This window comes from Aurantiacibacter odishensis, from assembly GCF_003605195.1.
Classification (GTDB): domain Bacteria; phylum Pseudomonadota; class Alphaproteobacteria; order Sphingomonadales; family Sphingomonadaceae; genus Alteraurantiacibacter; species Alteraurantiacibacter odishensis.
The window spans coordinates 1-25434 of the sequence record NZ_QYOS01000018.1; the positions used below are offsets into that span (position 1 = coordinate 1).

Sequence of the window (25434 nt, forward strand, 5' to 3'; positions counted from 1 at the left end):
GGCCTTGTTTCCGGCGCCTGTTTTGCGGATTTCGGTCACGAGGTCGTGTGCGTCGACAAGGATCAGTCGAAGATCGACGCGCTGCTGGCTGGCGAAATCCCTATTTTCGAGCCTGGGCTGGACGAGCTGGTGGCGAAGAACGTGGAAGCCGGGCGGCTGGCGTTCACGCTGGACCTTGCCGAGGCGCTGCCGGGAACGGACGCGGTGTTCATTGCAGTGGGAACGCCCAGCCGCCGCGGGGATGGCCATGCGGACCTGTCCTATGTCTATGCCGCGGCCGAAGAGATGGCGCCGCTGCTGCCGAAAGGCGTGGTGGTGGTCGACAAGTCGACGGTGCCGGTCGGCACGGGTGACGAGGTGGAGCGCATCATCCGCGAGACCGCGCCCGATCTCGAGTTCTCCGTCGCCTCCAACCCCGAGTTCCTGCGCGAGGGCGCGGCAATCGACGACTTCAAGCGGCCCGACCGCGTAGTGATCGGTGTGAACGACGAGCACGCCGAGACGGTGCTGGCGGAAATCTATCGCCCGCTCACCCGCAACGAGAGCCCGCTGGTGGTGATGAGCCGGCGCGGGGCGGAACTGACCAAGTATGCCGCCAACGCCTTCCTCGCCACCAAGATCGGCTTCATCAACGAGATCGCCGACCTGTGCGAGAAGGTGGGTGCGGACGTGCGCGATGTCGCGAAGGGCATCGGCCTCGACAGCCGCATCGGCAACCGTTTCCTGATGCCGGGGCCGGGCTATGGCGGCTCGTGCTTTCCCAAGGACACGCTGGCCCTGCTGAAGACCGGGCAGGATTACGAAAGCCCGCTGCGGATCGTGGAAAGCGTTGTCGCCAGCAACGACCAGCGCAAGCGCTCGATGGGGCGCAAGGTCATCAATGCCCTTGGCGGCGGCGACCAGCACGGCAGGACCGTGGCGGTGCTGGGGCTGACGTTCAAGGCGAACACCGACGACATGCGCGACAGCCCCGCGATCAGCGTGGTGCAGGCGTTGCAGGATGCAGGGATCAGGGTGAAGGCCTACGATCCCGAAGGCATGGAGCAGGCGAAGAAGGTGATCGACAAGGTGACCTATTGCGAGGGGCCCTACGAAGCGATGGACGGCGCCGACGCCGCCGTGATCGTGACCGAGTGGGACACCTTCCGCGCATTGGACCTGGAGCGCATGAAAGGCCTGCTGAAAACGCCCCTGCTGGTAGACCTCAGGAACCTCTACAGCCGCACCGACGTCGAACGCCACGGGTTCGAATACGTCGCCGTGGGGCGGTGAGCCGAATCGCTCGCTGCACGCGCTTTCTTTAAGCTATTGAGGCAGTTCGGGGGGCGGGCAGGTCGCCGGAATCCAGACAATCCAACCGCAACAGGTCCGCACCCTGCCATCTCTGCAGGAGGGGAAGCCCTCGTAAACTGGTTGGCAGAATACGATTTGCGTGATTTTCTGCCTTGTTGGCAGGTAAATTGGTTGACAGCCGCTGGCGAGGATCGCTATCGGCCCGCTCCTACCTTGCGGTGACAGCAACAGGCGCATCACCGCTCCGGTGCCCAGATGGCGGAATTGGTAGACGCACCGTCTTCAGGTGGCGGCGCTCGCAAGGGCGTGGAGGTTCGAGTCCTCTTCTGGGCACCATTTACACATTCGCCGACGTTCGTTCGCGATTTCAAAACCCACTGAAATCTGGTACAAAAACGCTAGTTTTGATCGCTGGCGTTCATCAGCGTTCGTTTTCGATCTGGGGGCCTCGGGGGCCTTTTTTGCCCGAGGCCCCCACGAAAACAGGCACGGAAAACGCCCGAAATGGAGGTGAGGCCCCCATGGCGTTGACAGATTTGCAACTCAAACAAGCTGCCCCGCGCGAGCGCGACTGGAAGCTTTCCGACAGCGGCGGGCTCTACATCCTCGTTCGCCCCAACGGTTCGAAGCTCTGGCGCATGAAGTATCGCCAGCTCGGAAAGGAAAAGAAGCTTTCCTTCGGCAGATACCCTGAGGTCGGCCTAAAGGAGGCGAGGCTCCTGCGCGATGAGGCGCGGGTCGAGATTGCAAGGGGAGGGGATCCGGCAAGGCGCAAACGCGAAGAAAAGGTCGCTGCACTCATTCGGGCTGGCGATACCTTCGAGGCGGTCGCCTACGAGTACATCGCCAAGCGCGAGGCCGAAGGGCTGGCGATGGCCACCCTGGTCAAGAACAACTGGCTCGCAAGCGTGCTCAGCAAGTCGATCGGCCACCGGCCGGTTGCCGAGATCACCCCGCACGAGATGCTCCTAGTCCTCAAGCGGCACGAGCGCGAAGGGACCTACGAGAAGGCCAAGCGGTTACGCAGTTTTGCTTCGCGGGTCTTCCGTTATGCCGTGGCGACGCTGCGCGCAGAACACGATCCATGCGCTCCCTTGAGAGGCGCTCTCATCAATCCCAAGCCCAAGCACTATGCGGCGATCACTGACCCTGCCGAACTCGGCGGTCTCCTGCGAGCCATTGATCGCTATGAAGGCAACCACACGACGATCTACGCTCTGAAGATTGCGCCTCATGTCTTCGTGCGTCCTGGCGAACTTCGCCATGCCGAATGGGACGAGATCGACTTTGCCGAGGCCGTCTGGCGGATCCCGGCGGGCAAGATGAAGGCGCGCCGTCCGCACGCCGTGCCGCTCTCCACTCAGGTGCTGGAGTTGCTCCTGCAGCTTCGCGATCTCAATGGCGGCTCACGCTACGTCTTCCGGTCTCTTCATGCGAGAGGGCGACCGATGAGCGAGAATACCCTGACGGCAGCCTTGAGGCGCATGGGATACTCCGGGGACGAGATGACGGCACATGGGCTGCGCGCGACGGCTTCGACCCTTCTCAACGAATCCGGACTATGGAGTCACGACGCCATTGAGCGTGCACTGGCCCACCAGGATCAGAATGTCGTGCGCGGGATCTATCACCGCGGCCAACACTGGGAGGAGCGTGTCAGGATGGCACAGTGGTGGAGTGAACACCTTGATGAACTGAGGATAAGCCAGTGTTGACACGCTGAGAGCAGGAGAAGAGTTGATGGATACAGATGAGAGCGAGAACGAGTTGCCCGTCCCCGCGGGTTTGAGCGCCTACTATGCAGCCACCGAATTGCACATGGGACGTCTTCGCTGGTTCGCCGAGCATCTGCGGGCGACCGGAGGAAGAATTCACCCGCTGGTTTGTCAAACGATCCTCGAGCTAATGGAGGGCGGGCATCCCTACTACACGTTGGAAGTTGTCCGACGATCAGATCTGCCGACCGCGACAAAGAATTCCCAGCTGGAGCTTTTCCGTGACGCCGACATGGCGTTGGCTGTAGCCCGCATTGGCGGCTTCAGACGAGGACCACATAAGGACGCTTGCCATAAAGTTGGAAAGGCAATGGGTTTGAGCTCCAAATACGTTCGGAAGAGAGTAGCACCCCACCGCGAGATGGCGTTGAAGGCCATTGAGCAGGAGCGGCTCCAAGAGATGTACGACAGAGGCGAAGTGGATTATTTGGGGCGCAAATTTGCCGCCAAAACGCTTTGCGACGAAGAAAAAAGCTGAGTAACTGAGATCCCCTGTTCATCAATGACCGGGGAAGCTCAATGCCGAATAGTCTCACACCTCTCGCTTATTCGATCACGGAAGCCTGTCAGGTTTCGTCGATCGGAAAGACCCGCCTTTACGATCTCATCAATGAGGGCCGTTTGAAGGTAACGCGTATCGGGCGGCGCACTTTGGTGAATGCGGAATCGCTGCGCGCGCTTGTGGAAGGGAACGGGTAGCGGATCGGTAGTCTGGCGAAGGTTTGCGGTGATGCCGACCTTGTTAGACATGGAGATGTCAGCGGCGTGCGAGGCTGTTGGTCTGCGGGAAATCAATCGCGTCGAAGCATGCGGTGTGCCCATGTCCGCAATCGCCAAGCTTGGACAATTTCAAGACCAGTTCGGCGTCGCGAGAATTGTCAACACAACCGAGAATTTCTTCGAGCCGGATCCGGAAGGTCGCCTGGCGATGATCATGCCGGTGATCACGCCCCATACCGACTTCGGGGACACTGGAATCGTCGATCTGATTGCGTTTCAAACCTGTTGTCCGGCCCGGTTTCTTCGAAGGACTGGCGACGGTTTTGCTCTTGGTATTGAACATTTGGACCAGGACCAGCCTGTGCGAGTAGTTTCGAACCCGCTTGCCTGGCTGGCGCTCGCCGGTGAGGCGATGCTGATCCTCGATTGGGATGCGCCTCGTTTTTTCTGGAATGCGATTAGGCGAGGCCCAGGCTTAATCGTCGAGAGTGATTCAATACGGCGACGATTGCTGCGCAAGATGGATCGCAGCGTAGCATTTCCTCACATTGAAGTTCCATTAGATGCCTAGGTCGCTGCACCAGGAAGTCAGGTTCCGCGAGGGGCAACTTGCGCAGTTTGCGACCAAAGCTGAGCGCATGCTGCTCGATGCAAATGTTCCCTTCTTTGTGCGTGGTTCGACCCTGGTTCGACCAGTTAGCGACGAGCTTGCCGCATCTTACGGAAATACCACCAAGGTTCACCGGCTGGTTGAGGTCGAGATCAGAACCTTAATTGATCATCTCTCTCGCGCGACCAAATGGAAGCGATACCATAAACAGCTTGGTACTTGGGTGCCGATAGACCCACCGCGCAAAGTCGCCGAGACAATTTTGGCCCGGGATGGTGAGTGGGGCTTTCCTCGGATCTCTGGGATCATCGGCACACCTACCTTGAGACCAGATGGAACGATCTTGTCTTCACCAGGCTACGACAAGCTTACAAGACTTTATCTTGCAGATCCCGTGATGATGCCCTCGATACCGCTGCGGCCGAGCAAGCAACAAGCTGAGAGGGGGCTGAATTTACTAAATTCTCTCTTGGAGGAATTTCCTTTCGCAGATCGTGCAAGCCGGTCGGTCGCTCTGTCTGCGCTTATTACGCCGATCGTTCGCGGAGCGATTCCGGTAGCACCATTGCACACGATTTCAGCACCGGTCGCCGGATCCGGGAAGAGCTATATTGTCGACCTCGCATCGGTCATTAGCACTGGTCAACGCGCCCCCGTCCTTTCAGCTGGGAAACACGAAGACGAGACTGACAAGCGAGTTGCAGCTGCTTTGCTCGACGGCCATCCGGTCATATCAATTGATAACGTCAACGGAGACCTGGGTGGCGATCAACTCTGTCAAGCAGTCGAACGACCCATTGTCTCACTTCGCCCACTGGGCCGTTCGGAGCTTGTAAGAGTTGAAAGTTACGCCACCTGGTTCGCAACCGGCAATAACATTCAGCTGGTCGGCGATATGGTTCGTCGCACAATCCAGTGCAAATTAGATCCTCAGGTCGAAAGACCAGAATTAAGAGAGTTTGCTGCTGACCCGGTGCAAACGGTTCTGGCAGATCGAGGTCAATTTATCGCTGCGGCGCTTACTGTCGTTAGGGCATACCAGGTTGCTGGCTGTCCTGAACCAATGCCGCCGCTTGGATCGTTTGAAGAGTGGAATAGGCTAGTACGTTCTACACTGGTTTGGCTAGGGCAAGACGACCCGCTCAAGACTATGAGTTCGGTGCGTAATCTGGATCCAGCAATCGCTGACCTTGGCGCATTGCTTCGTGCTTGGCACCGAGCGGCTGGAGACGATTGCAAGACCACTGGCGATGTAGTGACTTTGGCTCTTGATCTAAATCCGTTCGGTAATCGATGCCACGAAGATTTATACCAAGCGCTCCTTGCAATTTCGGAAGGGCGCAGAGGTGAGCCTGATCCGCGAAAGCTCGGTTATTATCTTAGGCGTGAAGAAGGCCGGATTGTCGATAACCTGCGATTTCAATCGATGTATGATGGTCATGCAAAGCAGAAGCTATGGTCTGTCCGGCGGGTATAGCGGGTTATGCGGGTAAGATTTTGCACTGCTGCTCGGCATTATCTTTGGCCCGCACAAGGAGTCGAGAATCTTACCCGCATTACCCGCCCACAATAATCGCAAGCCTCCTGAAAACTTACCTCGGCCTTACCTGATGACGAGAATTCCAGAACACGTAAAACGGAGATTGATCGAGCATCTCGCAGCCTACAGGACACCGGGTACGGTCGCCCAGATGATCCGCGCTGAGTTTGGTATTGATATGACGCCAAGGCACGTCAGGGCTTATGACCCCACGACCTATCAATTCGCTGCCGGAGAACGGTGGCGAGCATATTTTGAGGCTGCTCGCGCACGCTTTGACCGCGAGATTGCGGAGATCCCGATCTACTATCGGGCGTACCGCCTTCATGCCTTGGAGAAGATCAGGCAGCAGGCCATGGAGCAAGGAGATCTACGCCTAGCAATGAAGGTCTTGAAGCAGGCGGCTGAGGAGGTCGGCGATATTTTCGTCAATAGGGCAGTCCGGGCCAACAAGATTGATCAGCTACGAAGCTGGTCTGAGGATACCGCTGAGCCGAGCGAGAAGCCTCGCATCGTCGTACAGAGAGCCATTGGTGAGGTGATCAGAATGGACGCGAAAGATTCCGGCGAATGACTGTCGGAACGGATCAGTCTCGATCTGTGGGGCTTTACTGAAAGGGAACTTGGGATGACCGCTGCATACCAGCTCCCGCTCTTTGCGCAATTTCCACTCTCAGAGCTCTTCAGGATGCGTAAGGCGCGATTGCGGGAGACCCTCCTAACGGTCTCTTTGCCCATCAATCAGCGGGACTTGGTAGATACCTTATGCATGAACCTAGAGCTGTATCCGATTGAGCTACGGACTGAGGATCTGCACATTGAAGTCGAACCAGCCGGCAAGATGGGGGAACTGGCGAGCAGGTTTATTGCTATACGCTCTCTGTTCCGTTCGTGGGCGACGCCGAGCTTTGGATGTTCCGCGCGGACGAGGAACATGATTGGCCCGATGGCGAACATTTTCGTCTCCGCTTGATCCTTGCGGTCCATGGAACCTCGATGGAAGAGGGTGAGCGCCTACTGCTGGAAAGGCTTGCGATCATCGAGACCATTATCAGCCGCCAGACCAGGCAGATTGAAAGCTTCAACGCTGACCTGCCGACGATCGTCCACGATACCGTCCAAAATTATTGCGCGGTCCATTGATTTACGATGCATCCAGACGCCGCAGTCGAAGTGGCCCCTAAGGGGGCCTTCTACATATGTGAATTCGATTACGCTTGTGGATCTGGGGTATTTGGCCCGCACATCGAGTCCCACTGAAGGAGACAAATCAGCGAGCAGCCGAGCGTCCTCTTCGATTTATCCTTTGCCATTTCCTCCCAAATAAATGCTGAAGTCGATTTCTGGCCTCGCGGATTAAACTTCTATCCGAAACAAAGTGCCTTTAACCGGCCGACGGTGCAGAAGCGACGTATTGAAAATCCGATTATTCCTCTAAGCATCTAGCTGGCCGCACTCTTGCAACAGGCTCAATGCTGTCTCGATGCGATCCGGTGTGGGGTTCGGCCTACCGCCTGGATTGTAACCGTCAGCCAGCCGCCAGCCGCCCTCATCGATGAAAATGCGCATTCGGAGGATGGTCTTGCCGTTGCTTCTCGCGTCCTGCAATCCTCGCCCAACACTCCAATAGGTATGCTGCGCAAACAGCCAGCCTTCGATCATATTTCCTATAAACGCTTTGGGCGTTAGGCTTTCCCAAGCGTGCCAATCTTTCGCCGCCCTGATTAGGGGCAGCCTGTCGCTTCTTTCAAATCCTTCAGCCTCAGATGGAGCTTCGGCAACACAAAAGCGCAGTGCCTTCATGGCTGCCAAGGGAAAGCCAACCTGATCATCGAGAGACTGCTCCAGTGAGTTGAGGTGATCTATCGGATCTGACGAATAATCAAACGTGGAACACCATTCCTGCGCGGTGCCCTGCTCACTTACTGGACCAAGCTCTTCGATAAAATTCGATGCCAAACGGCGGGTCGAGAGTGGGCGATCAACTAGAGCTAGCTGTGTCCAGGTGAGGAGGCCTTCAAGTGCCAGGCGAAAAACTTGCCTTACCTGCATTCTGCGCCAGGCGATTGCATATGGCTTTAACTCGTCAGGGAAAGGAACTCCGGAGGGATCGCTCATAATCCGGCGAACCCGTTCTTCCTCATTGACGCTGTTTGTTCCGTAGGTTGCTGCGAACCGGACAAGCTGAAGGCCGCGCTTTCGTACTTCGCCACCATAGCCAGAGTTCACGCGCGTCCATGCAGCCTGTTTACCCTCGGGCGTCACGTCTTTCATTCTCCACATCTGCCCCCAGGCTTTGGCTTCTTCTCTCGTCACCGTGACCGCGCCAAACTCATTAAACGCCGGGTGAGGCAACGCGTCAGAGAAACTGGCTTCGAACTGTTGAAGGGCCAATTCTAGACCCGGATCAGCCTGTGGGTTGGCTTTGTAGGCGCCGCGTTGGTTGACGGTTGAGTCCTCCAAGTCCGCGAGGTCCGCAATCCAATTCATTGTCCGTAAGCTGGGCCCGTAATTCACAGCAGCGATAAGGCCGGTTGAATATCGCCGGACATTGCGAAATTTTTCCCAAGCCTCCCCACCAAAGGTATAGGTCTCGCTTTGAATCAGGCCCGCTAGCGCTTGACCGCCCGGCAAGTCGGTTTCGTCATCGATCAAGAACTGCGACCAAGCATAGATCGTCTCGATTCGGTCGACGAAGTCTCGAAGTTCGCCAACGCTTCTTGGTCCTAGTCGCTCATTCAAAACCCCAGCGCGACGCCAAGCCCAAGTCATCAGCAAATAGGGTCGAACATGACGAGCCACATTGTTCAGTCCAGGCAGCACTTGATCCATCATGTCGAAATTTATCTGCCTAAGTCCGAGCGGATCCACACCACCGATGTCGATCTTTGAGGGGTCGACAAGCCGTGCTGCCATCGCTGCGTCCGAAGCGGAGATCAATTCATCGAGGTTCATGATCACTCCCAACCACAGCGATCAGGCGTCCACATCGACCATTAGTACATTTGGAGACGTCAAGGAGACGCAGGTCTTCTCTAGCAGATGTCGCCAAAACTATGTTGCAGCGCGGGCACGCGTCCGCAGGCTCTTCTAAAGTAAGTAGACGCTCTCTTCGCCCCGGATCGGAATGGAGCAATCGCAAACTGGACCAAAGATTGTGTTGTTCTAGAGCGGGCAGAGGCGGCAGTTCTTGCTCAGTCGGCGTCGAAAGGAGGACTTGTAGTTCTTCAGAGCAGGTTCTCGCATCTACAATCTTCTGCAGCGCGTCGGACCGCTTGATTTGCAGTGGAATGACGCTCGCCATTGCAGGAAGTCGCTGGGCATCCGCATTCTTCAAGCGATTGATCAATCCATGTCGAACAAGAAATCGGCGAGTGCTTTGGATTTGTTGTTCGTATGGTCGATTTGCGACTTGGAGAACAGCTAGTGCGACGAGGTCTTGGGCTAGTTCTTCGCTGATTTTCCCTCCGCAGCCTCGTTGGATCCGATCGACCCACTGTAGGACTTGCTCGGGCTCGGGACGTATTCGGTCGGTAAGGTAGTGGGCGAGCGCAAGCATAGCTTCAGCGTGCGCGCCAGAATGGCCCGAAGCCATTGCTGCCGAGAGTAACTTCCCAAAGGTTAGCAGCGTCTGCTCATTCTTTTGCTCGTCGCGGACGAGATCCCCTTCAGCTCCCGCATCTAATTCGCCGCGATCCCGAGCGGCTTGAGCTTCTTCATTGAATGGTCCGCTGGTTGCGCGAAATGCATCCAACAATGCACGCATTGCATATGAGAGGCCCGATTCCCGCTCCGCCCCCGTAAAGTGGTCGTCGTGCACGTTGTAGTTCGCCGCGAAGGCCGAAGCAGAGACAAGCTCAACTTGAACTTCTTCAGGGCGCTTTGAGCCAAAGTCTGAGGTCGAGGATGCTCGAGGCAGGCGATCGGGATCTTCGTGAAACCAAGAAATTATCGCCGCAACGTCGGTCGGCGTTTCGGTCCCAGAGAGGATGGCCAAGATACGAGGACCAGTCTTGCCTGTGCGTTTGGCCAGGTCAGAAACAGCCTTAACTGACAAGAAACCGCTCGCTTGAATGTCGCCGTTGCTGAGAGTGAGAATGATTCTTCCAGTTTGCCAGGCTTTGTCCGCCATCTCCAAACTGTGCTGCGCAAAAGAGCCGTCATCGCCGACTGTTACGTTTCCAAGGTCAAGAGTCGTGCCTGCAATGCTACACCTCAGATTGCCATCAGCGAAAGGCCACCCGCCCATTACTTTCCCGACGACGGCGGAGCCCTGGAGTTCAGCACCAAGCACTTTTGTCGCTTCTGCTCCGGCTTCGAGATCGTCTTGTTCGTCGAGCGCTTGTCTGGGGGGCGGCGAGCAGTCGGAAATGGACCAAACTTGGTCGCGACTTGGAAAAATTCGCAAGACCGCTGCTTCTGAATTCGGACCGAAGAGCCCGGCCCGAGTTGCGTTCGCGCTGCCCGAAAGTAGCAAGCGGCCCGATCGGCAAACTATCTCTACGCTCTTTGCGTGCAGCCGCCTTTGATCGCTCGCCCAAGCCTCGGAGATATGTCCAGCTCGAAGCGTCAAATCAGAATCGTGCGGCCAGTTGCTGCTCGAAACGCCTTGGACTTCGCCACCCTGGTGAACGTAACCCCATATATCTTCACAATTTAGCAGGTTTGCCAAATCTCTGACGCCTCGGCCATCGAGATCGTAAAAGGGCGCAGCAAAGCAAATGCGTGTCGCACCGCCGAGATTTTCTGCCTCCTCGTGCAACTGGCCGACAATGGTTTGACCGGCATTATGGAGCAGACGCACCCGCCCATTGTCCGTCTTTCCGCTAATCGTTGCGCGTAACTCTTCTGCGAAAGTCATTATCCGCTCAGGCGCAGCAATTTCCACGAGTTCGCCTGTCGCGAGAAGTTCAAGATAGTCGGCTAGGTCAGAGAATAGGCGCGGTGCGTTCCCTGTATGAAAATGTTCGAGAAGTTCCGCATTTCCTCCCCAGCCGCCGAAAGTCAGGTTACCTGAACCGACCAACAGATGAGCGTCTTCCTCGTCCAGAAAGGCCGAAATCTTCGGATGAAATACCCCGGCATTTTGATGGACTGGTAGCAGCTCATATTCGCGACCAACCAGGCGAGCGCCTTGCTCAGCGAGAGCATGGGTAATGCCTTGTGTGTCGGCTAGGATCAGCGGATCCCTTCCTCCACCTCGCACGAAGGCATCCATCACCACTGCCTCGAAAAAGGATAGACTTAAGGCGTAGGTGGTGAATAGTGAGCGCTTCCAGGCTGAAGCTCTGACGATATCAAGTGGTTGCATCGTAGAGCCTTTTTGCATCATTTTGCTGAGCGCAAAAGTCGTTTCCGGTTTCTCTTTGTAGGACGATAGGCTTGGCGCCAAGCGGCGTTTGCGTCCTGACCCCGTATCGAGAATTTGGCTTCCTCAACGTACCTGAAGCCGTTACTCACGCTGGGCAGCCAGCCGTTCCTTGAGAGTGGTATCGAGCGGGGCAGACAGCGCGGACGCCACGTCCCCCGCCGTGCGGATTACACGCATGGTGGGATTCCTTTCGGGCAAAGAAAAAGCCCCCGGATGTCATCCGAGGGCTTGCTGGGGGAGGGGGCTGCAAGTTTCGCCTCATAATAAATACCGGATTTTCCTCACTTCATGCGGCAGCTCGACCTTGCAGATCCTTCAGTACCTGCACAATGCGATGCACATCTGCCTGCGGGAACACGCCACTAACACCCTGATCGTCCAAGTCGGTGAACGGGCTTTCGTAGAGGCGGCGTGGGTCCATCGCACCGCGTTCCGTCAAATAGTCGATGATCAGATTAATGAACTCGATCTGGTTCGCGTTGAGGTTCTTGCCCGCCACAAGCTCGCCAAACGCTTCCTTCGCAGCCTCGCGATCAAGGCCGATGAGTGAACGAATGAATAGGCCTAGGCCGCCCTCGTTCGTGATAACGGCGATGTCAGCGTCACTCGCCTCTGTTTCCTCGCGCAAGATGCGCTCCAGCTCGACCAAGTCCTGCGGGGTCAACTGCTCATTGCGGTAAAGTTTTTGGATCGTGATGTGATCGGCATGGGTTTTGAGGAAGTGGCGCACCTTCATCAGGAAGCGCGGCTTGTCAGTCCCAATACCCGCATGTGGCAATTGGATGCGCGTCGCTTCGCCCATCTCGTCTTCGAAGTCGGTGTAGATGATCACTGCTTCATCGCCTTCGATCAGCTTCATCAGAGCACGGAGCCGGCGACGCATCTGCTCGAGCGTCCAAGCATCGATGTCGGTCCAGTAGTCAGGCGTCTGAACTTCGAGGATCAATTCCATCTGCGCTGCGACCATCGGGACATTCCCGAGACCTTCGAGCTTAGAGGCTAGCGCGAGCACTTTCTCCTGACACTGCGCGAACGACACATGATTCTGGAGAAGAGAAAGCTGCCCTCTTAGGATGATATAGTCGAACTGCTTTGCAGCGATGTCCGTATCTTCGAATGCCGACGGTAAACCGGCAATCTCGCCAATCAGCACCTCACGCTCATTCGGGCCGATCTCGTTCCATGCTTCGCGCATCTGAAACTTCTCAACCTCCTTGCGCTTGGCGCGGACAAGGAAATTATCGAGATTCATGGCGGCCACCTCATCGAAAAGGCGGTCGCGCGTGTCTATGTCGAGCTGCGCCAGACCTTGCCCACGTTCTTCTTCGGGCAAGCCTGCCAGCTGCATGGCGAGCTCGATGCGTGTGGCAAACAGCTTCTCAGTAAGGGAAGCAGATTGCGTGCCTTCCTTCAGGTTCGGGTTCTGGTTGAAGAATTCGAAATTCTGGCAATAGTCGAAGATCAAGAACTCAGTTTTGTCGCGCCCAGGCCCGAACAGGTCTTCGCAAAGGCGTGTGCCGCGTCCGATCATCTGCCAGAATTTGGTCTTTGATCGCACGACCTTGAAAAAGACGAGATTGAGCACCTCGGGCACGTCGATGCCGGTGTCGAGCATGTCGACTGAAATGGCGATGTGCGGCGGTTTGTCGGCAATCGAGAAATCGTCGATCAGGGATTGCGGGTACTCAACCGAGTAGTCGATCACACGGGCGAATGAGCCCTTTAAATGCGGGTAGTTGGTATCAAATCGCTCCGCGATGAACTGCGCATGCTTGTGGTTCTTGGCGAAGATGATCGTCTTGCCCAGCCGGTCGCCCTCGGCAACCTTGAGGCCGTTGACCATTAGATGCTCAAGTACCTTGTCGACGGTGTCCTCATTGAACAACCACTTGTTAAGCGCCGTCGGATCGACATCGTCCCTGGGAAGCTGGCCTTCCCATTCGAGAATATCCCACTTCTCCTTGTCCTCATCGGAGAGCTGGTCGTACTTGATCCCCTCACACATGAAGCGCGTCGGTACCGATATCGGAGTAGGCGGAACAAGGAAGCCGTCACCCACTGCCTCTTCGAGATCATAGCTGTCAGTCGGTACACCGCGCTCAAGCTCGAAAAGCGAGTAGGTGTCGCGGTCGATCTCATCGCGTGGGGTAGCGGTAAGCCCGACCAGCAAGCTGTCGAAATAGTCGAAAATCGCACGGTATTTCCGATAGACGGAGCGGTGTGCCTCATCGATCACGATCAGATCGAAGTGCCCTGGGCCATAGCGCTTCCGGCCGTTCTGAATTTCGTCAATCAGCCCCATCATCGTGGGGTAGGTGGCAACACAAACGCGCGCGCCATTGTGGTCGTTCTTCTTCGCGTCGTACTTCTCGATCAGGTTCGCGCTCGGGGTGGTTGGGATATGCGCCTTGAACGCGTTGTGCGCTTGCTTCACCAATGCGACGCGATCGGCCAGAAACAGTACGCGCTTGCACCAATTTGCGCGCATCAGCTGATCGACCAGCGCGATTACGGTGCGGGTCTTGCCCGAGCCCGTCGCCATCACCAGCAGTGCCTTGCGTTGTCGGTCCTTCTCGAAGGTCTCACCGATCCGGCGGATGGCGCGTGTCTGATAATAGCGCCCTGCGATGCTCTCATCAATCTTGGTGGTAGCAATGGACCGGCGCGCAGCCTTGCGCTGGCGCCACAGTCCCAGCTCGCCCTTCTTGTAGAAGCCGTGTACCTCGCGGGGCGGATAGGCCCCGTGATCCCACAGCCAATGCTTATAGCCATTGGTAAAGAAGATCAGCGGGCGCACGCCGAATTGTTGCTCCAGACAGTCGGCATAAAGCTTTGCTTGCTGCTGGCCTTCACGCGGATCGCGCTTGGTGCGCTTGGCTTCGATCACCGCCAGCGGCCTGCCGTCATCGCCCCACAGCACATAATCGACAAAGCCCTCGCCAGAGGTGCTGGGCATACCAGTGACCGGAAACTCGCGGTCGCGCGGCTGATCGAGCGGCCAGCCAGCCTCGGCCAGTAGGCGGTCGATCCAGATGTCGCGGGTTTCGGCTTCGTTGTAATCGTGGGCGTCTTCGACCTTGGCATTCTCGGCCTTGATCGCCTCGATCTGCGCCTGAAGCCGTTTGATCTCCTCATCGAGCGCGGCGCGGTCTTCCTCGCTATTGATGCGGGCGGCCTGCTCTTCGGCAAGCGCCTTCGCTGCGTCCTCGCGCTCCTTGGCCATGGCCTGCAATTTCTTGAGGGTGGAGGCCTCCACCTGCACCGCACGCGGCAAGTCGGAGATGGAGAACTGTACAGCCGGGTGGGGCTTAACCCCGCGCGCATAGGTGCGCACCAGCCAATAGCAGAAATCAAAGAGCTGCTTCAGACTGTCGGTCGCGGACCTCTCCGGGATGGACCGCGTCTCATGCACCGCGACATTGCCCAGGTCCTTGATGATCCGCGCCTTGGTGACCAGCGGATTGCCGACCAAGGAGCGGAACGTGCCCTCATGGATCAGCGCGGAAAGCGTTGTATCATAGGGCGAATGCAGATTGCGATCATGCTCGTACATCCACTTGACCGCGCTTTCGAGCGCGAGGCGGGAATGAAAGCAGCTTCCGCGTGGATCGGACAGGGCGAGTGTTTCCGCCTTCCTTGCTAAGCGAAAGACCTCGGCAAATTCAGCTCGGAGGAAGGCGAACTGGCTCATGCGGCCTCCCCGATTGAATAGATATCAACTGAGTTCAATTGGTCGGTCAGATATGGTGCAAACCCAAACAGGACGACACAAACCGAAACGAGATCGCGCATCTCAATTTCCCGAAGCTTATTAGCGGGGGTCCCCCCGTGGCGTATGCCAGGATAATCGGAGGCGAAACCGTACAAGCCCTTGACGGAATCTTTCACTTTTTCGTGCGGCCAGGTCCCGACCTGATTGCAGATTGCTCCCAGGGTGTTGCCAGTGACGTTTGGTGCAAGGCTGCCAATAGCTTCCAGGAAATTGGTCTGCTTCGCAATGCAGGTCTTAATGCGGTTAGGCGTCTGTTCGATGGTTAGATCACGGAGAGCGTCTTCAAATTCGTGAAAGGCGTTTGCCAAGTGCGCATCAGCCTCTGCCGCAGACTTTAAATTGCTCACCATCCTAGCGAAGATTCCAGGCAGTGTAGGATGTATCGAAAATGGTCGACGAAGATCATATCGTAAGCTGTATTTGTCGATGAAGGTTTGGACGAGAATGAAGTAGCGGTTGCTCAATCCGTCACCGCCTATGTCCCGAACTTTTTCATGCACCGCTGCTAGGGCTCTTAGAGCTTTACTCTCAGACGTGATGTGTAGCGGCAACTCAGTGCGCAGCCAGCGTCGAGCGTTTGTGTTACCCGACACGGCTTGCTCATAATGAGACCGAGCCGCATTGAATGCCTCAAGGGCGTCTTTGTAGGCCTCTTCTTCCGCAATTTCGGCAGGGTCAGTGAGGTTGCCGTCTTCATCGTATTGCGTTGGTTCTGCAGGCTCGGTGGGCGGAAGTGGCAACGGTATGACTGCATCATACAATTCTGAGAAAAGCTCGTTCGGCGCATCTTTATGTTTTGAGAGCTTTACGAAAACCTCTGACCATACCTTGTCCCATACATTTAGAAGTTCACCGCGCATGATCACAGCCCTCCTAGGAAGGCGCTGTGTTGGAGCGATGCAAAGAGGTGATCCAATTGAGCTTTCGATCGCAAGAGACGCTCCCTCGTCTCACCAATTTTCGACATGGTCGCGCCAAATTTTTTTTGCACCTCAATTGGCGGCAGGAAGATTTTAAATTTCTTTAAGGACGCACCTGACAAATTGGGCTGCGCCAGCCCATTGCTGTAAAAATCAATTTCCTTTTTTACGAGGCGACTTCCGAGGTAGCCGCGAAAAAACTCATGATCGAGAGAGTCTGAAATTCTTATAATGATTAGAGAAGATGCAATCGCACCTGACATTCCATCAGGCACCAGAGCGAATTTTCCGAGGGACCCTCTCAAACAAAACAGGAAATCGCCACCAGCGAACTTCCCAGATCGTAGCATCTCGAATCTAGCATCAGAAATGTAAGATAGGTTGCTTCGCACCACCTCCCCGTTGGCATCCAGATCAGCGGCGCTAACGAACGGAATGCCCTTACTTAGAAGAGATTTTTTTCCAGGATAATTCTTACCTCGATCCCCATTCTCAAATTCACACACCTCAGAGAGTTCGGACCATCTTCCCTTCGATATATCAAGCTGAGCGAACGCCGCTTCACCAAATTGATTCAGGCGGTCGATCGCTCGCTGACGCTTGCGGCGCAGCTCGTCCGCTTGATCAAGGATCGCCGCAATCCGCTTCTGCTCATCGAGCGGGGGGACGGGAATTTCAATCTCATGAACCAAATTTCGGTTCAACGTCGGAACGCCCACTCCGCGCGTATATTGCTCAAGTCGCATCCAACGAAGCAGTCGCGACACCCATTTTGGTTCATTGCCGTGGAAGTCCTTCACCCAGAGAGCCGTGTTCAGCGGCCAAAAGTTTTCTTCGACAAAATGGACATTTCCCAAGGAACCACTTCGACCAGTGACGACACCAGGTCCCTCAACTTTATGGACGGAATGTGTTCCTACCGAGCCATTGGCGGCAAAAATCGGAACTACTCCGTCTTGTCGATCCTGCACCGGCAAGTCGAATCCACGTTGCAGCGTGGCAACGTCTCCCGCCGCTTTCATTGTCCACCCTTCAGGTAGCTGCCAATCTGCCGGAAGCGAGCTCATCGCAACAATGCCTCCAGGTTGGAGAGGCCATCGCCGATTTCCTGCTCCAACGTACGTAATTCCTTGATGATGTCGATGGGTTTCTCGTGTGTGACTTCTTCGTGTTCGACCTCCTTGTAGCGGTTGAGCGAAAGGTCGTAGGTGCCGGTTGCAGCGATCTCTTCCTTAGTAACGGTGAAACTCTGCGCTGTGCGCGGGTTCTCGCGCTCTTCGTCCTCCCGCTTGCGCCAGCGGATCAGCACATCTGGTAGGTTATTCTTGGCATGCTCACTTTCGGCCAACGTCTCGCGAGGGACTGGCCCTTGTTTCTCAGGTGGCACCAAGTCTGCGCGTTTATCATCCAGACTTAGGCCATCAGCTTGGAGATCATAGAACCAGACTTGATCCGTTCCGCCCACGCTGGTCTTGGTGAAGAACAGCACGGCGGTCGACACACCCGCATAAGGTTTGAACACACCTGAGGGCAGCTTCAGCACGCCTTCGAGCTTGTGCTTTTCAACCAGAAGCGTGCGCAGTTCCTGGTGCGCCTTGGAGGATCCGAACAGTATGCCGTCCGGCACAACCACTGCCGCGCGCCCGCCCGTCTTAAGTAAGCGCAGGAACAGGGCGAGGAATAGAAGCTCGGTCTTTTTGGTCTTTACGATCTGCTGGAGGTCCTTGGCGGTCGCATCGTAATCGAGCGATCCGGCGAAGGGCGGGTTGGCGAGGATCAGGCTGTACTTGCCCGCGTCCTTACCATGCTCTTCGGCTAAGCTGTCGCGGTAGCTTACATCAGGATTGTCCACCCCGTGCAGCGTCATGTTCATGCTGCCGATACGCAGCATGGTGGGGTCAAAATCAAACCCGTGGAACATGCCATTGTGGAAGTGGTACCGCAGCTTCTCGTCACGGAATATCTGCGGGTGATTGTCGCGGAGATACTCGCCCGCTGCGACCAAGAAGCCCGCCGTGCCGAGCGCAGGATCGCAGATCACGTCGTCGGGCATAGGCTGGGTCATTTCGACCATAAGACGGATGATGTGACGAGGCGTGCGGAACTGGCCGTTGGTGCCGGCGCTCGCGATTTTGCCGAGCATGTATTCGTAGAGATCGCCCTTCGTGTCGCGATCATCCATCGGGATTTTGTCGAGCATGTCGACGGTCTTTGCGAGAAGTGCGGCGTTGCTGAAACCAAGCCGCGCGTCCTTCATGTGCTCGCCGTAGCTGGACCCTTCTTCGCCAAGCTCTCGAAGAAACGGGAAGACGCGCTCGGCCACTACATCCATCATCTCGCGCGCTTCGAAGTTCTTGAAACGCGACCAGCGAAGATCGGAATAGGGACGGCCCTGATCGTCGTTGCCTTCAGGAAAAATCCGTCGTTCCATAGGGATGCCGAGGTTCGCTGCCTTGTTCTCCTCAAGAGTATGCAAGTCATCGAGCCGTTTGATGAAGAGTAAATAGGTGATCTGCTCGATTACAGACAGCGGGTTGGAGACGCCCCCCGACCAGAAGGCATTCCAAATTTGATCGACTTGATTTCGGATTTCACCGGTGAGCATTTATGTGGCTTTCGGTTGAGATGAAGTGATGCACCTTCATTCCGCCTTTTGCCACTGATTGCAAAGCACAATATGGGTTTGAATGGGGAGGAATCAGGTCGCATGGGCCTTGATGCGAAACAGGTTTCTTAGCGGAACCCAAGATCTTCCCACAGCCGAAAGCTCTTTCAGCTGCAAAGCTAGCGATGTCCTACTGAAAGAGGTGGTGCCGCTTACAGGACTCAAACCTGTGACCTTATCATTATGAATGGAGAATCCGCTGAGGGGGCTTTTTCAGTGGCACAGGAGAATACCTGGATCAGAAAATCGAACCAGTCGAGTATCCAAACCTTAAATTTGGAGTCCGGCAGTAGGACCGATCTTCGCGGCCGAAATTGGGCCGAAAGCGGAACGTCGCCTTTTGATGGTCAGACACGAATAAGCGGACAAGCGCAGCTGAATATCCCCCTGCTCCGATCTCTCTCACAACAAGCATAGACCTCACGCAAACCAACCCGCATTTGACACTTGCCGTCTTTATGGTATCGGTCACATCCAGAACAGATAACGAAGTTTGGGAGGTTTGTATGACAAGGGAAAAAATCGCATTTCGCGCGAATCGTTTGGCCGTGGGTGCGGTCACATCGGTTTCGTTAATGGCACTCGCTGCGCCGGCCCTCGCGCAGGATGAAGGTGCAGCCGCAAGCGACAATCAGGGCACGCCAATCGTCGTGACGGGTTCGCGCATTGCGCGCGACGGCACGAATGCTCCCACCCCAGTCACCATGGTGGGCGACGAGTTGCTCGAACAGCGCGCTGCCACCAATGTGGCCGATACGCTGAACGAACTTCCGCTTTTCCGCCCTCTCGTCACCCCTGCAACGCAGCAGGCCGTGGGCGGAAACGTTGGGGCAAGCGTACTTGACCTGCGCGGCCTTGGCGGCGAACGCACGCTGGTGCTGCTGGACGGCAAGCGCTTCGTCCCCTCGACACAGCGCGGCACCGTCGACATCAACCTGATCCCTACCGCACTTGTATCCCGCACCGAGATCGTGACCGGCGGTGCATCCGCAGCCTACGGATCGGATGCTGTCGCTGGTGTGGTGAACTTCATTCTCGACCGGGACTTCGTCGGTCTGCGCGGCACGGCACAGTTCGGCATCGCCGAAGAGGGCGACAACGAGGAATACTTTGGTTCTCTCGCCTGGGGTACGGACTTCGCGGACGGGCGCGGCCACTTCATGATCGCGGGCGAATACAACAAGAACGAGGGTATGGGCGATTGCTACACGCGTGACTGGTGCCCCAACGAAATGCAATTGCCTGGCGGTGGGCCGGGATACGCCACGACCGTGCGAGACGGACCGGCGCAGCTGGGCTGGTGGGGGCCGGACGGTCTCGTATCCGGAGGCCCAGCTGGCGGCCCGTTCCAAGGAACGACGTTCAATCCTGATGGCACCCTCCGCCAGTTCGAGTATGGCGAGGCGCTGACCGGCGGTATCACACACATCCTCAACCTTGGTGGCGAAGATTCGCTCTACAATGGGCTTCTCACCGACACGCTGCTGATCCCGGAAGTCGAACGCTACACAATCTACGCCCACGCATCCTACGAGCTCAGCGATACCATCAACGCGACGCTCGATGCGTCCTATGGCCGTGTGAATGGCCTCGTCAAAGGTTCGCCCCCGCGCGCGGCCTACACCATCCAGCGCGACAACGCGTTCCTTCCGGACGGCCTGGCCGACCTGATGGATGCAAACGATGTGGGATCGGTCAGCTTGTGGCGCGTCTACCAGCAGGAAGCGCCGTTCCCGGACGGTCATGGCAATGCCGTGGACGAGACACAGAACGAGACTTTCCGCATTGTCGCCGGACTTGAGGGATCGATCGGTACCAACTGGGACTGGGATGCCTATTACCAGTACGGCAACAACGATTTTCGTCAGGACTACCGCAACAACTACGTCAATTCGCGCGGCGTGCTCGCCGTCGATGCAGTGAACACGGAATCCGGCGTGCAGTGCCGCGTCAATGCGGACGGGAACGCAGCAAACGATGTTCCGGGCTGCGTGCCGCTGAATCCATTCGGGCGCGGAAACGTGTCGAGCGAAGCGGCAGCCTGGGTCTTCGCGGACGGTTTCCAGACAGCTGAAACGGATCAGCACGTGGTGGCCGCCAACATCCGCGGCGATCTTGTCGAGCTTCCGGGAGGGACACTGGCCATTGCAGGCGGCGGGGAATTCCGCAGCGATTCGATGACCGGCGATGCCGATCCGCTTTCCGCTGCCAATGCTTTCTGGTCGTTCAACGGCAAGGCAATCGAAGGGAAGATCGAAGTCGTCGAGGGTTATCTCGAAGCCGTGGCTCCGATCATTTCCGATGTGCCGGGCGTGAGCCTGCTCGAACTCAACGGTGCCATCCGGCAGACGCACTACAGCCGCTCCAGTCAGGCCGTGGGCGATTCCAGCGTCGATGCCACGACCTGGAAGCTTGGCGGCATTTACGAACCAGTGGACTGGCTTCGTTTCCGGGTCACCCGTAGCCGCGATATCCGTGCGCCCAACCTCACCGAACTGTTCGGTCCGGTCACGCTGGGCCGCACCACTGTGGTAGATCCGCGTGACGGCAGCCAGATCCAGATCAACGGCTTCCAGGGTGCCAACCCGCAGCTGACCCCCGAAAAGGCTGACACCTGGACGATCGGCGCGGTGCTCACGCCCGATATCAGCTTTGGCCGCCGCCTCAGCTTTTCGGTCGACTATTTCGATATCAGCATCGACGATGCCATCGGCTCGCTTGGCGCCCAGACCATCGTGGATCTGTGCAACGCGGGCAACGACGCCCTGTGTGCCCAGGTGACGCGCAATTCCGACGGCCTGCTGACCGAAGTGCAGGACGTGCTGCTCAACATTGCGCAGCAGGATACCCGTGGTATCGATTTCGAACTCGCCTACAGCTCCAACGATGGCCCGATGGGTTCGGTGGATGCGCGCCTGCTGGCCACGCATTACCTCGAACTGACGGTCGGCGGCGTCGATCGCGTCGGCCAAACCGGCGCGCGTCCCGGCACGACGCCGGGCGTGCCGGACTGGCTGGTGGACGGCACGGTGCGCTGGAATCTGGATCGACTGACGGCGGGCCTGCACGCCCAGTATATCCCGGAAAGCATCTGGGAGACGCTGTTTGTCGGGCCGAGCCAGCCGGGCTTCGATATCGATGCGCCCAACAGCGTCAGCGACAACACCATCGATTCCGCCTTCGTGCTCGACTTCAACCTGGCCTACCAGGTCACCGACGAGGTGGAGGTGTTCGGGGTGATCAACAACGTGTTCGATTCCGACCCGCCGTACGCCGCATCGGCCCAGGGGGCTACCACGCAGGTGTATTACGATCCCATCGGTCGCTACTACAAGGTCGGCGTCCGGATCCGTCTGCCCTGACTTAAAAAACCGCCAAGCCTGGCGGCGCTGCATTACCAGGGCCATCGCTCGTTGCTGTCGCAGCGGCGGGCGATGGCCAAGTTTTTTGAAGGAATACCAAGATGGCCAAGAAGTCCCTTTCCGAACTGCTCGAATCCACCGATCATTGCATTGTCGCACCGTGCGTCTACGACTGCGCCTCGATGCGCGCGGTGGAAATGGTCGGCTTCGAGGCAGCCATGCTTTCGGGCGGCGAAGTGTCTATCGCAATGAACGGGGTGATCGACTACGGCTTTTCCAACCTCACCGATATTGAGTGGATCTGCAGCCGCATCACCCAGACCAACGCCATCCCTCTGGCCGCGGATATCGAGGACGGATTCGGCGGTCCCCTGGCGGTCTATCGCAGCACCAAGCGCATGATCGCTGCGGGAGCCAAGGCGCTGCAACTTGAAGACAGCGGCGACATGGAAAACTCCACCAGCCTCCTCCCGCGGGAGAAGTATTACGAGAAGGTCCGCGCTGCGCTGGCGGCCATGGAAGGCAGCGACTGTTTCTTGATCGCGCGCACCAACGCCGATCCTGAAACGGAGATGGACGAAGGATGCGAGCGTATGCGCGCCGCCGTCGAGATGGGCGCGAAGATGAGCACCGTGGTGCGCATCTCCACGATGGACCACGCCAAGATCGTTTCCGAGAAAGTGCCCGGTTGGAAGATGTTTCCCGATGTGCGCGACATCAACGGCAAGCCCGGCGTGACGGCGGAGGACATTTACCCGCTCGGCTTCAACTTCCTCACCATGCACTACACCCTGAAGGCGGCAATGGACGGAATGCTGGAACACGGCATTCACAACTACGCGCAGCAAGGTTGCCACTATACCTGCCAGAAGGAAGACGCGACCAAGATCATGGGCATGAGCGCCACGCCGCTGTTCGATCCGCATAGCTACATGGAACTGGAGAGCCGGTTTGGCGGCGACAAGAAGGATTTCACCATCGTGGGCAACGCGGTCGAGGATTTCCCGGAAGGCTTCGTGCGCTCGAAAATTGACGACCGACTCTGAGCCGCAGCGTATGTAGCGATTTCAGAGGGGCGACGGAGCGATCCGCCGCCCCTTTTCCGTTGGGGCCGCACGCGACTCGCATTGTGCCCTGAGCTGTCATCACCCATCTTGTGCGGACCTGATGACTTATTTGCCTTTTCTCCTTGTCGCCCTGCTCGTTGTCGGTGCCCTTTTGCTTCGGCGCGTCCTGCGGCAGCGCAAGCGCGAGCGACTGCTGGCAACACCGCTCACTCCCGACCAGCGCGTGATGCTGGAAAGGCTCGTACCGATGGTCCGGCAACTGCCGCAATCGCTGCGCCCTAAACTTGAGGGCAAGATCAACCTTTTCCTCGATCAGGTCACGTTCCACGGCAACCAGGGACTGGAGGTGAAGGAGGAAATGCGGCTCTCGATCGCCGCGCAGGCCTGCCTCCTCGTGGTCAACAGTCCGGTATGGTACGAAACCATCAGGACCGTGCTGATCTATCCTGCTGCCTTCTACACCCGCCGCCCCACCCACGATGGCTTCGTAGTCCACGAAAGCGATGCAACGATGGCCGGCGAAAGCTGGACGCGCGGACCTATCGTGCTGTCATGGGACCATGCGCTGCAAGGCGGGCTCAACCCGGATGACGGCCACAACGTCGTCATCCACGAATTCGCGCACCAGCTGGACAGCCTTACGGGCCACACCAACGGCATACCGATCCTGCGAAAGGGGCAGGACTACAGGGGTTGGGAAAAGGCGATGCTGGATGCGTACCATTCGCACCTGGAGCGTCTGGAAAGCGGGCAAGGCACCCTGATCGATCCCTACGGAGCGATCAACCACCAGGAATTCTTTGCCGAAGCCACAGTGGCCTTCTTCGAGAAACCCCGCGTCCTGCGCCGGGATGAACCGGCGCTCTATGCCGAACTGGCGGAACTGTTCGCTCTCGATCCCGCGGAATGGAATTGAACCGGGCGCCGCCTTCCCTGTTTCGCGTGTCCTAGCCCTGCATTTCCTCGTGGAACCGGCGATAAGGCTTCATCGCTAGCAGCAACATGACCACCATGATCGGTGCCGCGCAGCCGATCACGACGCTCATCGAGTAGCGGATCTGGGAGGGGTCCTGGAAGACGAAGTCGGTCATGATGCCGATAACAGTCGGCCCCACGCCCAGCCCTACCAGCGTGGTGAAAGTGACGTAGACCGCGCTGATCTGCGCACGGGCCCGGTTTGGCACGATCAGTTGCAGCGATGTTGCCGCGCAGGGGAAGGGCATGTTTCCGAAGAACAGCGTTACGCCCAGCAGCGCCAAAGCCATATATGGCGAAGGCATCAGCGGTGCGAGCACACCAGAAATGCCCGCGACGGCAAAGCCCGCGCAGGCGACCTTCAAGGGCGCATCGCGGTGCCCCTTAGCGGCGAGCCAGTCGCTGGCGAAGCCTGCCGCCATGACGCCGGTCATGCCGAAGACGATGAGGACGAGACCGAAGCCCCAGCCGATCTGCTCCGCATTCCAGCCGTAGGTGCGCTGCAACAGCGCGGGAGTCCAGATTGCGATCGAATAGGCGACCAGCAGAACCATGGCGAAGCCGATGAACATGGGCACGAGGGCGCGCCACATCCGGCCAATGAGACGCGCGGTGTCCTTCGCCGAAAGCTGGTCCACCTGCGGGCCGCGCCGCGCGGGTTCGCGGATGAGAAGGAACAGGGGAACCAGCAGCACACCGGGCGCGCCGATCAGGATGAAGGCCGCCTGCCACGGCTCCAGGCCTGCAAGCCATCCGCTTTCCAGCATTTCCGAGCCGGTCAGCGCGGTCAGCAGGCTGCCGCCGCCAATGAAGGCGAGGCCCTGTCCGACAGGCGCGCTCATCAGGAACCCGGAAACGGGACGGCCCAGCTTGTCTGGCGGAAAATGATCGGAGAGCATGGAAAGGCCCGCGGGCGTCAGGCTCGCCTCTCCCACGGCGACACCGATGCGGGTGAGAAACAGTTGCCAGTAAGTCTTCGCCAGGCCCGAGGCCATGGCGAACAGGCTCCAGAACAGCAGGCAGATCGCGATCAGCCACTTTCGGTTGGTATTGTCTGCCGCGCGGCCCAAGGGGATGCACGCGATGACGTAGAAGATGCCGAAAGCCACGGACTGCAAGGCGCCGAAGGCGGTGTCGTTCAATCCGAACTCCGCCTTGATGGGCTCCACCATCAGGTTGATGACCGTGCGATCGAACTGTGAGACGACAGAGGCGAGTGCCAGCAGGGCGACCAGCAGCCATCCCCGCGATGGCTTGGGCCAAGCGCTCTCATCAGCCGCGCGGACATTGTCGGCAGGAATTGTGGTGGCCATTTTCGGTAATCTCCCTCTCCGATGTGACCGATACCATCGGCACTTGCCGGG

At 57.6% G+C, this 25434-nt stretch carries 18 protein-coding genes and 1 tRNA gene; 12 read left to right on the forward strand and 7 right to left on the reverse strand.

Annotation, left to right across the window (positions count from 1 at the left end; translation table 11 throughout):
* The 9 genes from D4Q51_RS01410 to D4Q51_RS15580 form a co-directional block, all read left to right on the forward strand.
* The coding region (locus D4Q51_RS01410) for a UDP-glucose dehydrogenase family protein (RefSeq protein ID WP_162925085.1) at nt 1-1272 on the forward strand (1272 nt) is incomplete at its 5' end.
* A gap of 270 nt (nt 1273-1542) precedes the next feature.
* Nucleotides 1543-1629, forward strand: a tRNA-Leu gene (locus D4Q51_RS01415).
* Between the two features lie 185 nt (nt 1630-1814).
* Nucleotides 1815-3008, forward strand: coding sequence for a tyrosine-type recombinase/integrase (locus D4Q51_RS01420; RefSeq protein WP_120075865.1), 1194 nt, complete (start codon nt 1815-1817; stop codon nt 3006-3008).
* A 25-nt stretch (nt 3009-3033) separates the two neighbouring features.
* On the forward strand, nt 3034-3546 hold the full coding sequence (locus D4Q51_RS01425; RefSeq protein WP_120075867.1) for a hypothetical protein: 513 nt from the start codon (nt 3034-3036) through the stop codon (nt 3544-3546).
* Between the two features lie 41 nt (nt 3547-3587).
* Nucleotides 3588-3767: a helix-turn-helix domain-containing protein gene (locus D4Q51_RS01430; RefSeq protein ID WP_120075869.1), complete on the forward strand. Its 180-nt coding sequence runs from the start codon at nt 3588-3590 to the stop codon at nt 3765-3767.
* A gap of 121 nt (nt 3768-3888) precedes the next feature.
* Complete coding sequence (locus D4Q51_RS01435; RefSeq protein WP_205689421.1) at nt 3889-4359, forward strand: hypothetical protein; 471 nt, start codon at nt 3889-3891, stop codon at nt 4357-4359.
* Nucleotides 4360-4426: 67 nt separating this feature from the next.
* Nucleotides 4427-5875 carry a hypothetical protein gene (locus D4Q51_RS15575; protein ID WP_162925087.1) on the forward strand — a complete coding sequence of 483 codons (1449 nt, stop codon included), beginning with the start codon at nt 4427-4429 and terminating at the stop codon, nt 5873-5875.
* A gap of 133 nt (nt 5876-6008) precedes the next feature.
* Nucleotides 6009-6512: a DUF2280 domain-containing protein gene (locus D4Q51_RS01440; RefSeq protein ID WP_120075873.1), complete on the forward strand. Its 504-nt coding sequence runs from the start codon at nt 6009-6011 to the stop codon at nt 6510-6512.
* A gap of 317 nt (nt 6513-6829) precedes the next feature.
* Entirely contained in the window at nt 6830-7081 is a 252-nt protein-coding gene (locus D4Q51_RS15580) for a hypothetical protein (RefSeq protein WP_162925088.1), read from the forward strand.
* Nucleotides 7082-7372: 291 nt separating this feature from the next.
* Here the strand turns inward: D4Q51_RS15580 and D4Q51_RS01450 are convergent, their stop codons facing one another.
* From D4Q51_RS01450 to D4Q51_RS01470, 6 genes are all read right to left on the reverse strand, one after another.
* Entirely contained in the window at nt 7373-8893 is a 1521-nt protein-coding gene (locus tag D4Q51_RS01450; protein ID WP_120075878.1) for a septum formation inhibitor-activating ATPase, read from the reverse strand.
* Nucleotides 8880-11249 carry a phospholipase D-like domain-containing protein gene (locus D4Q51_RS15585; RefSeq protein WP_162925089.1) on the reverse strand — a complete coding sequence of 790 codons (2370 nt, stop codon included), beginning with the start codon at nt 11247-11249 and terminating at the stop codon, nt 8880-8882. The genes D4Q51_RS01450 and D4Q51_RS15585 overlap by 14 nt, the downstream gene beginning before the upstream one ends.
* 346 nt (nt 11250-11595) lie before the next feature.
* Entirely contained in the window at nt 11596-15000 is a 3405-nt protein-coding gene (locus D4Q51_RS01455; RefSeq protein WP_120075880.1) for a DEAD/DEAH box helicase family protein, read from the reverse strand.
* The gene (locus D4Q51_RS01460) at nt 14997-15941 is read right to left on the reverse strand and encodes a hypothetical protein (protein WP_120075883.1); all 945 of its coding nucleotides are present in this window, start codon (nt 15939-15941) and stop codon (nt 14997-14999) included. The genes D4Q51_RS01455 and D4Q51_RS01460 overlap by 4 nt, the downstream gene beginning before the upstream one ends.
* Before the next feature lie 2 nt (nt 15942-15943).
* The gene (locus D4Q51_RS01465) at nt 15944-17068 is read right to left on the reverse strand and encodes a restriction endonuclease subunit S (RefSeq protein WP_120075885.1); all 1125 of its coding nucleotides are present in this window, start codon (nt 17066-17068) and stop codon (nt 15944-15946) included.
* Nucleotides 17065-18606 (reverse strand): type I restriction-modification system subunit M, encoded by a 1542-nt coding sequence (locus D4Q51_RS01470; protein ID WP_120075888.1) that lies wholly within the window; start codon nt 18604-18606, stop codon nt 17065-17067. Before D4Q51_RS01470 ends, D4Q51_RS01465 begins: the two co-directional genes overlap by 4 nt.
* 635 nt (nt 18607-19241) lie before the next feature.
* Between D4Q51_RS01470 and D4Q51_RS01475 the strand changes: the two genes are divergently transcribed.
* The 3 genes from D4Q51_RS01475 (at nt 19242) to D4Q51_RS01485 (ending at nt 24011) form a co-directional block, all read left to right on the forward strand.
* Nucleotides 19242-22028 (forward strand): TonB-dependent receptor domain-containing protein, encoded by a 2787-nt coding sequence (locus D4Q51_RS01475; RefSeq protein ID WP_162925090.1) that lies wholly within the window; start codon nt 19242-19244, stop codon nt 22026-22028.
* Between the two features lie 101 nt (nt 22029-22129).
* Complete coding sequence (locus D4Q51_RS01480) at nt 22130-23074, forward strand: isocitrate lyase/PEP mutase family protein (protein WP_120075893.1); 945 nt, start codon at nt 22130-22132, stop codon at nt 23072-23074.
* Between the two features lie 121 nt (nt 23075-23195).
* Nucleotides 23196-24011: a M90 family metallopeptidase gene (locus D4Q51_RS01485; protein WP_120075895.1), complete on the forward strand. Its 816-nt coding sequence runs from the start codon at nt 23196-23198 to the stop codon at nt 24009-24011.
* A gap of 31 nt (nt 24012-24042) precedes the next feature.
* Here the strand turns inward: D4Q51_RS01485 and D4Q51_RS01490 are convergent, their stop codons facing one another.
* A complete protein-coding gene (locus D4Q51_RS01490; RefSeq protein WP_120075897.1) occupies nt 24043-25383 on the reverse strand; it encodes a spinster family MFS transporter in 1341 nt (446 codons plus the stop codon).
* Between the last annotated feature and the right edge of the window lie 51 nt (nt 25384-25434).

What these genes read in the sequence shown, in the direction of transcription:
- D4Q51_RS01420 (WP_120075865.1), top strand. Translation starts at nt 1,815, where the DNA reads ATGGCGTTGACAGATTTGCAACTCAAACAAGCTGCCCCGCGCGAGCGC.
- D4Q51_RS01425 (WP_120075867.1), top strand. Translation starts at nt 3,034, where the DNA reads ATGGATACAGATGAGAGCGAGAACGAGTTGCCCGTCCCCGCGGGTTTG.
- D4Q51_RS01430 (WP_120075869.1), top strand. Translation starts at nt 3,588, where the DNA reads ATGCCGAATAGTCTCACACCTCTCGCTTATTCGATCACGGAAGCCTGT.
- D4Q51_RS01435 (WP_205689421.1), top strand. Translation starts at nt 3,889, where the DNA reads ATGTCCGCAATCGCCAAGCTTGGACAATTTCAAGACCAGTTCGGCGTC.
- D4Q51_RS15575 (WP_162925087.1), top strand. Translation starts at nt 4,427, where the DNA reads ATGCTGCTCGATGCAAATGTTCCCTTCTTTGTGCGTGGTTCGACCCTG.
- D4Q51_RS01440 (WP_120075873.1), top strand. Translation starts at nt 6,009, where the DNA reads ATGACGAGAATTCCAGAACACGTAAAACGGAGATTGATCGAGCATCTC.
- D4Q51_RS01450 (WP_120075878.1), bottom strand. Translation starts at nt 8,893, where the DNA reads ATGAACCTCGATGAATTGATCTCCGCTTCGGACGCAGCGATGGCAGCA.
- D4Q51_RS15585 (WP_162925089.1), bottom strand. Translation starts at nt 11,249, where the DNA reads ATGCAACCACTTGATATCGTCAGAGCTTCAGCCTGGAAGCGCTCACTA.
- D4Q51_RS01455 (WP_120075880.1), bottom strand. Translation starts at nt 15,000, where the DNA reads ATGAGCCAGTTCGCCTTCCTCCGAGCTGAATTTGCCGAGGTCTTTCGC.
- D4Q51_RS01460 (WP_120075883.1), bottom strand. Translation starts at nt 15,941, where the DNA reads ATGCGCGGTGAACTTCTAAATGTATGGGACAAGGTATGGTCAGAGGTT.
- D4Q51_RS01465 (WP_120075885.1), bottom strand. Translation starts at nt 17,068, where the DNA reads ATGAGCTCGCTTCCGGCAGATTGGCAGCTACCTGAAGGGTGGACAATG.
- D4Q51_RS01470 (WP_120075888.1), bottom strand. Translation starts at nt 18,606, where the DNA reads ATGCTCACCGGTGAAATCCGAAATCAAGTCGATCAAATTTGGAATGCC.
- D4Q51_RS01475 (WP_162925090.1), top strand. Translation starts at nt 19,242, where the DNA reads ATGGCACTCGCTGCGCCGGCCCTCGCGCAGGATGAAGGTGCAGCCGCA.
- D4Q51_RS01480 (WP_120075893.1), top strand. Translation starts at nt 22,130, where the DNA reads ATGGCCAAGAAGTCCCTTTCCGAACTGCTCGAATCCACCGATCATTGC.
- D4Q51_RS01485 (WP_120075895.1), top strand. Translation starts at nt 23,196, where the DNA reads ATGACTTATTTGCCTTTTCTCCTTGTCGCCCTGCTCGTTGTCGGTGCC.
- D4Q51_RS01490 (WP_120075897.1), bottom strand. Translation starts at nt 25,383, where the DNA reads ATGGCCACCACAATTCCTGCCGACAATGTCCGCGCGGCTGATGAGAGC.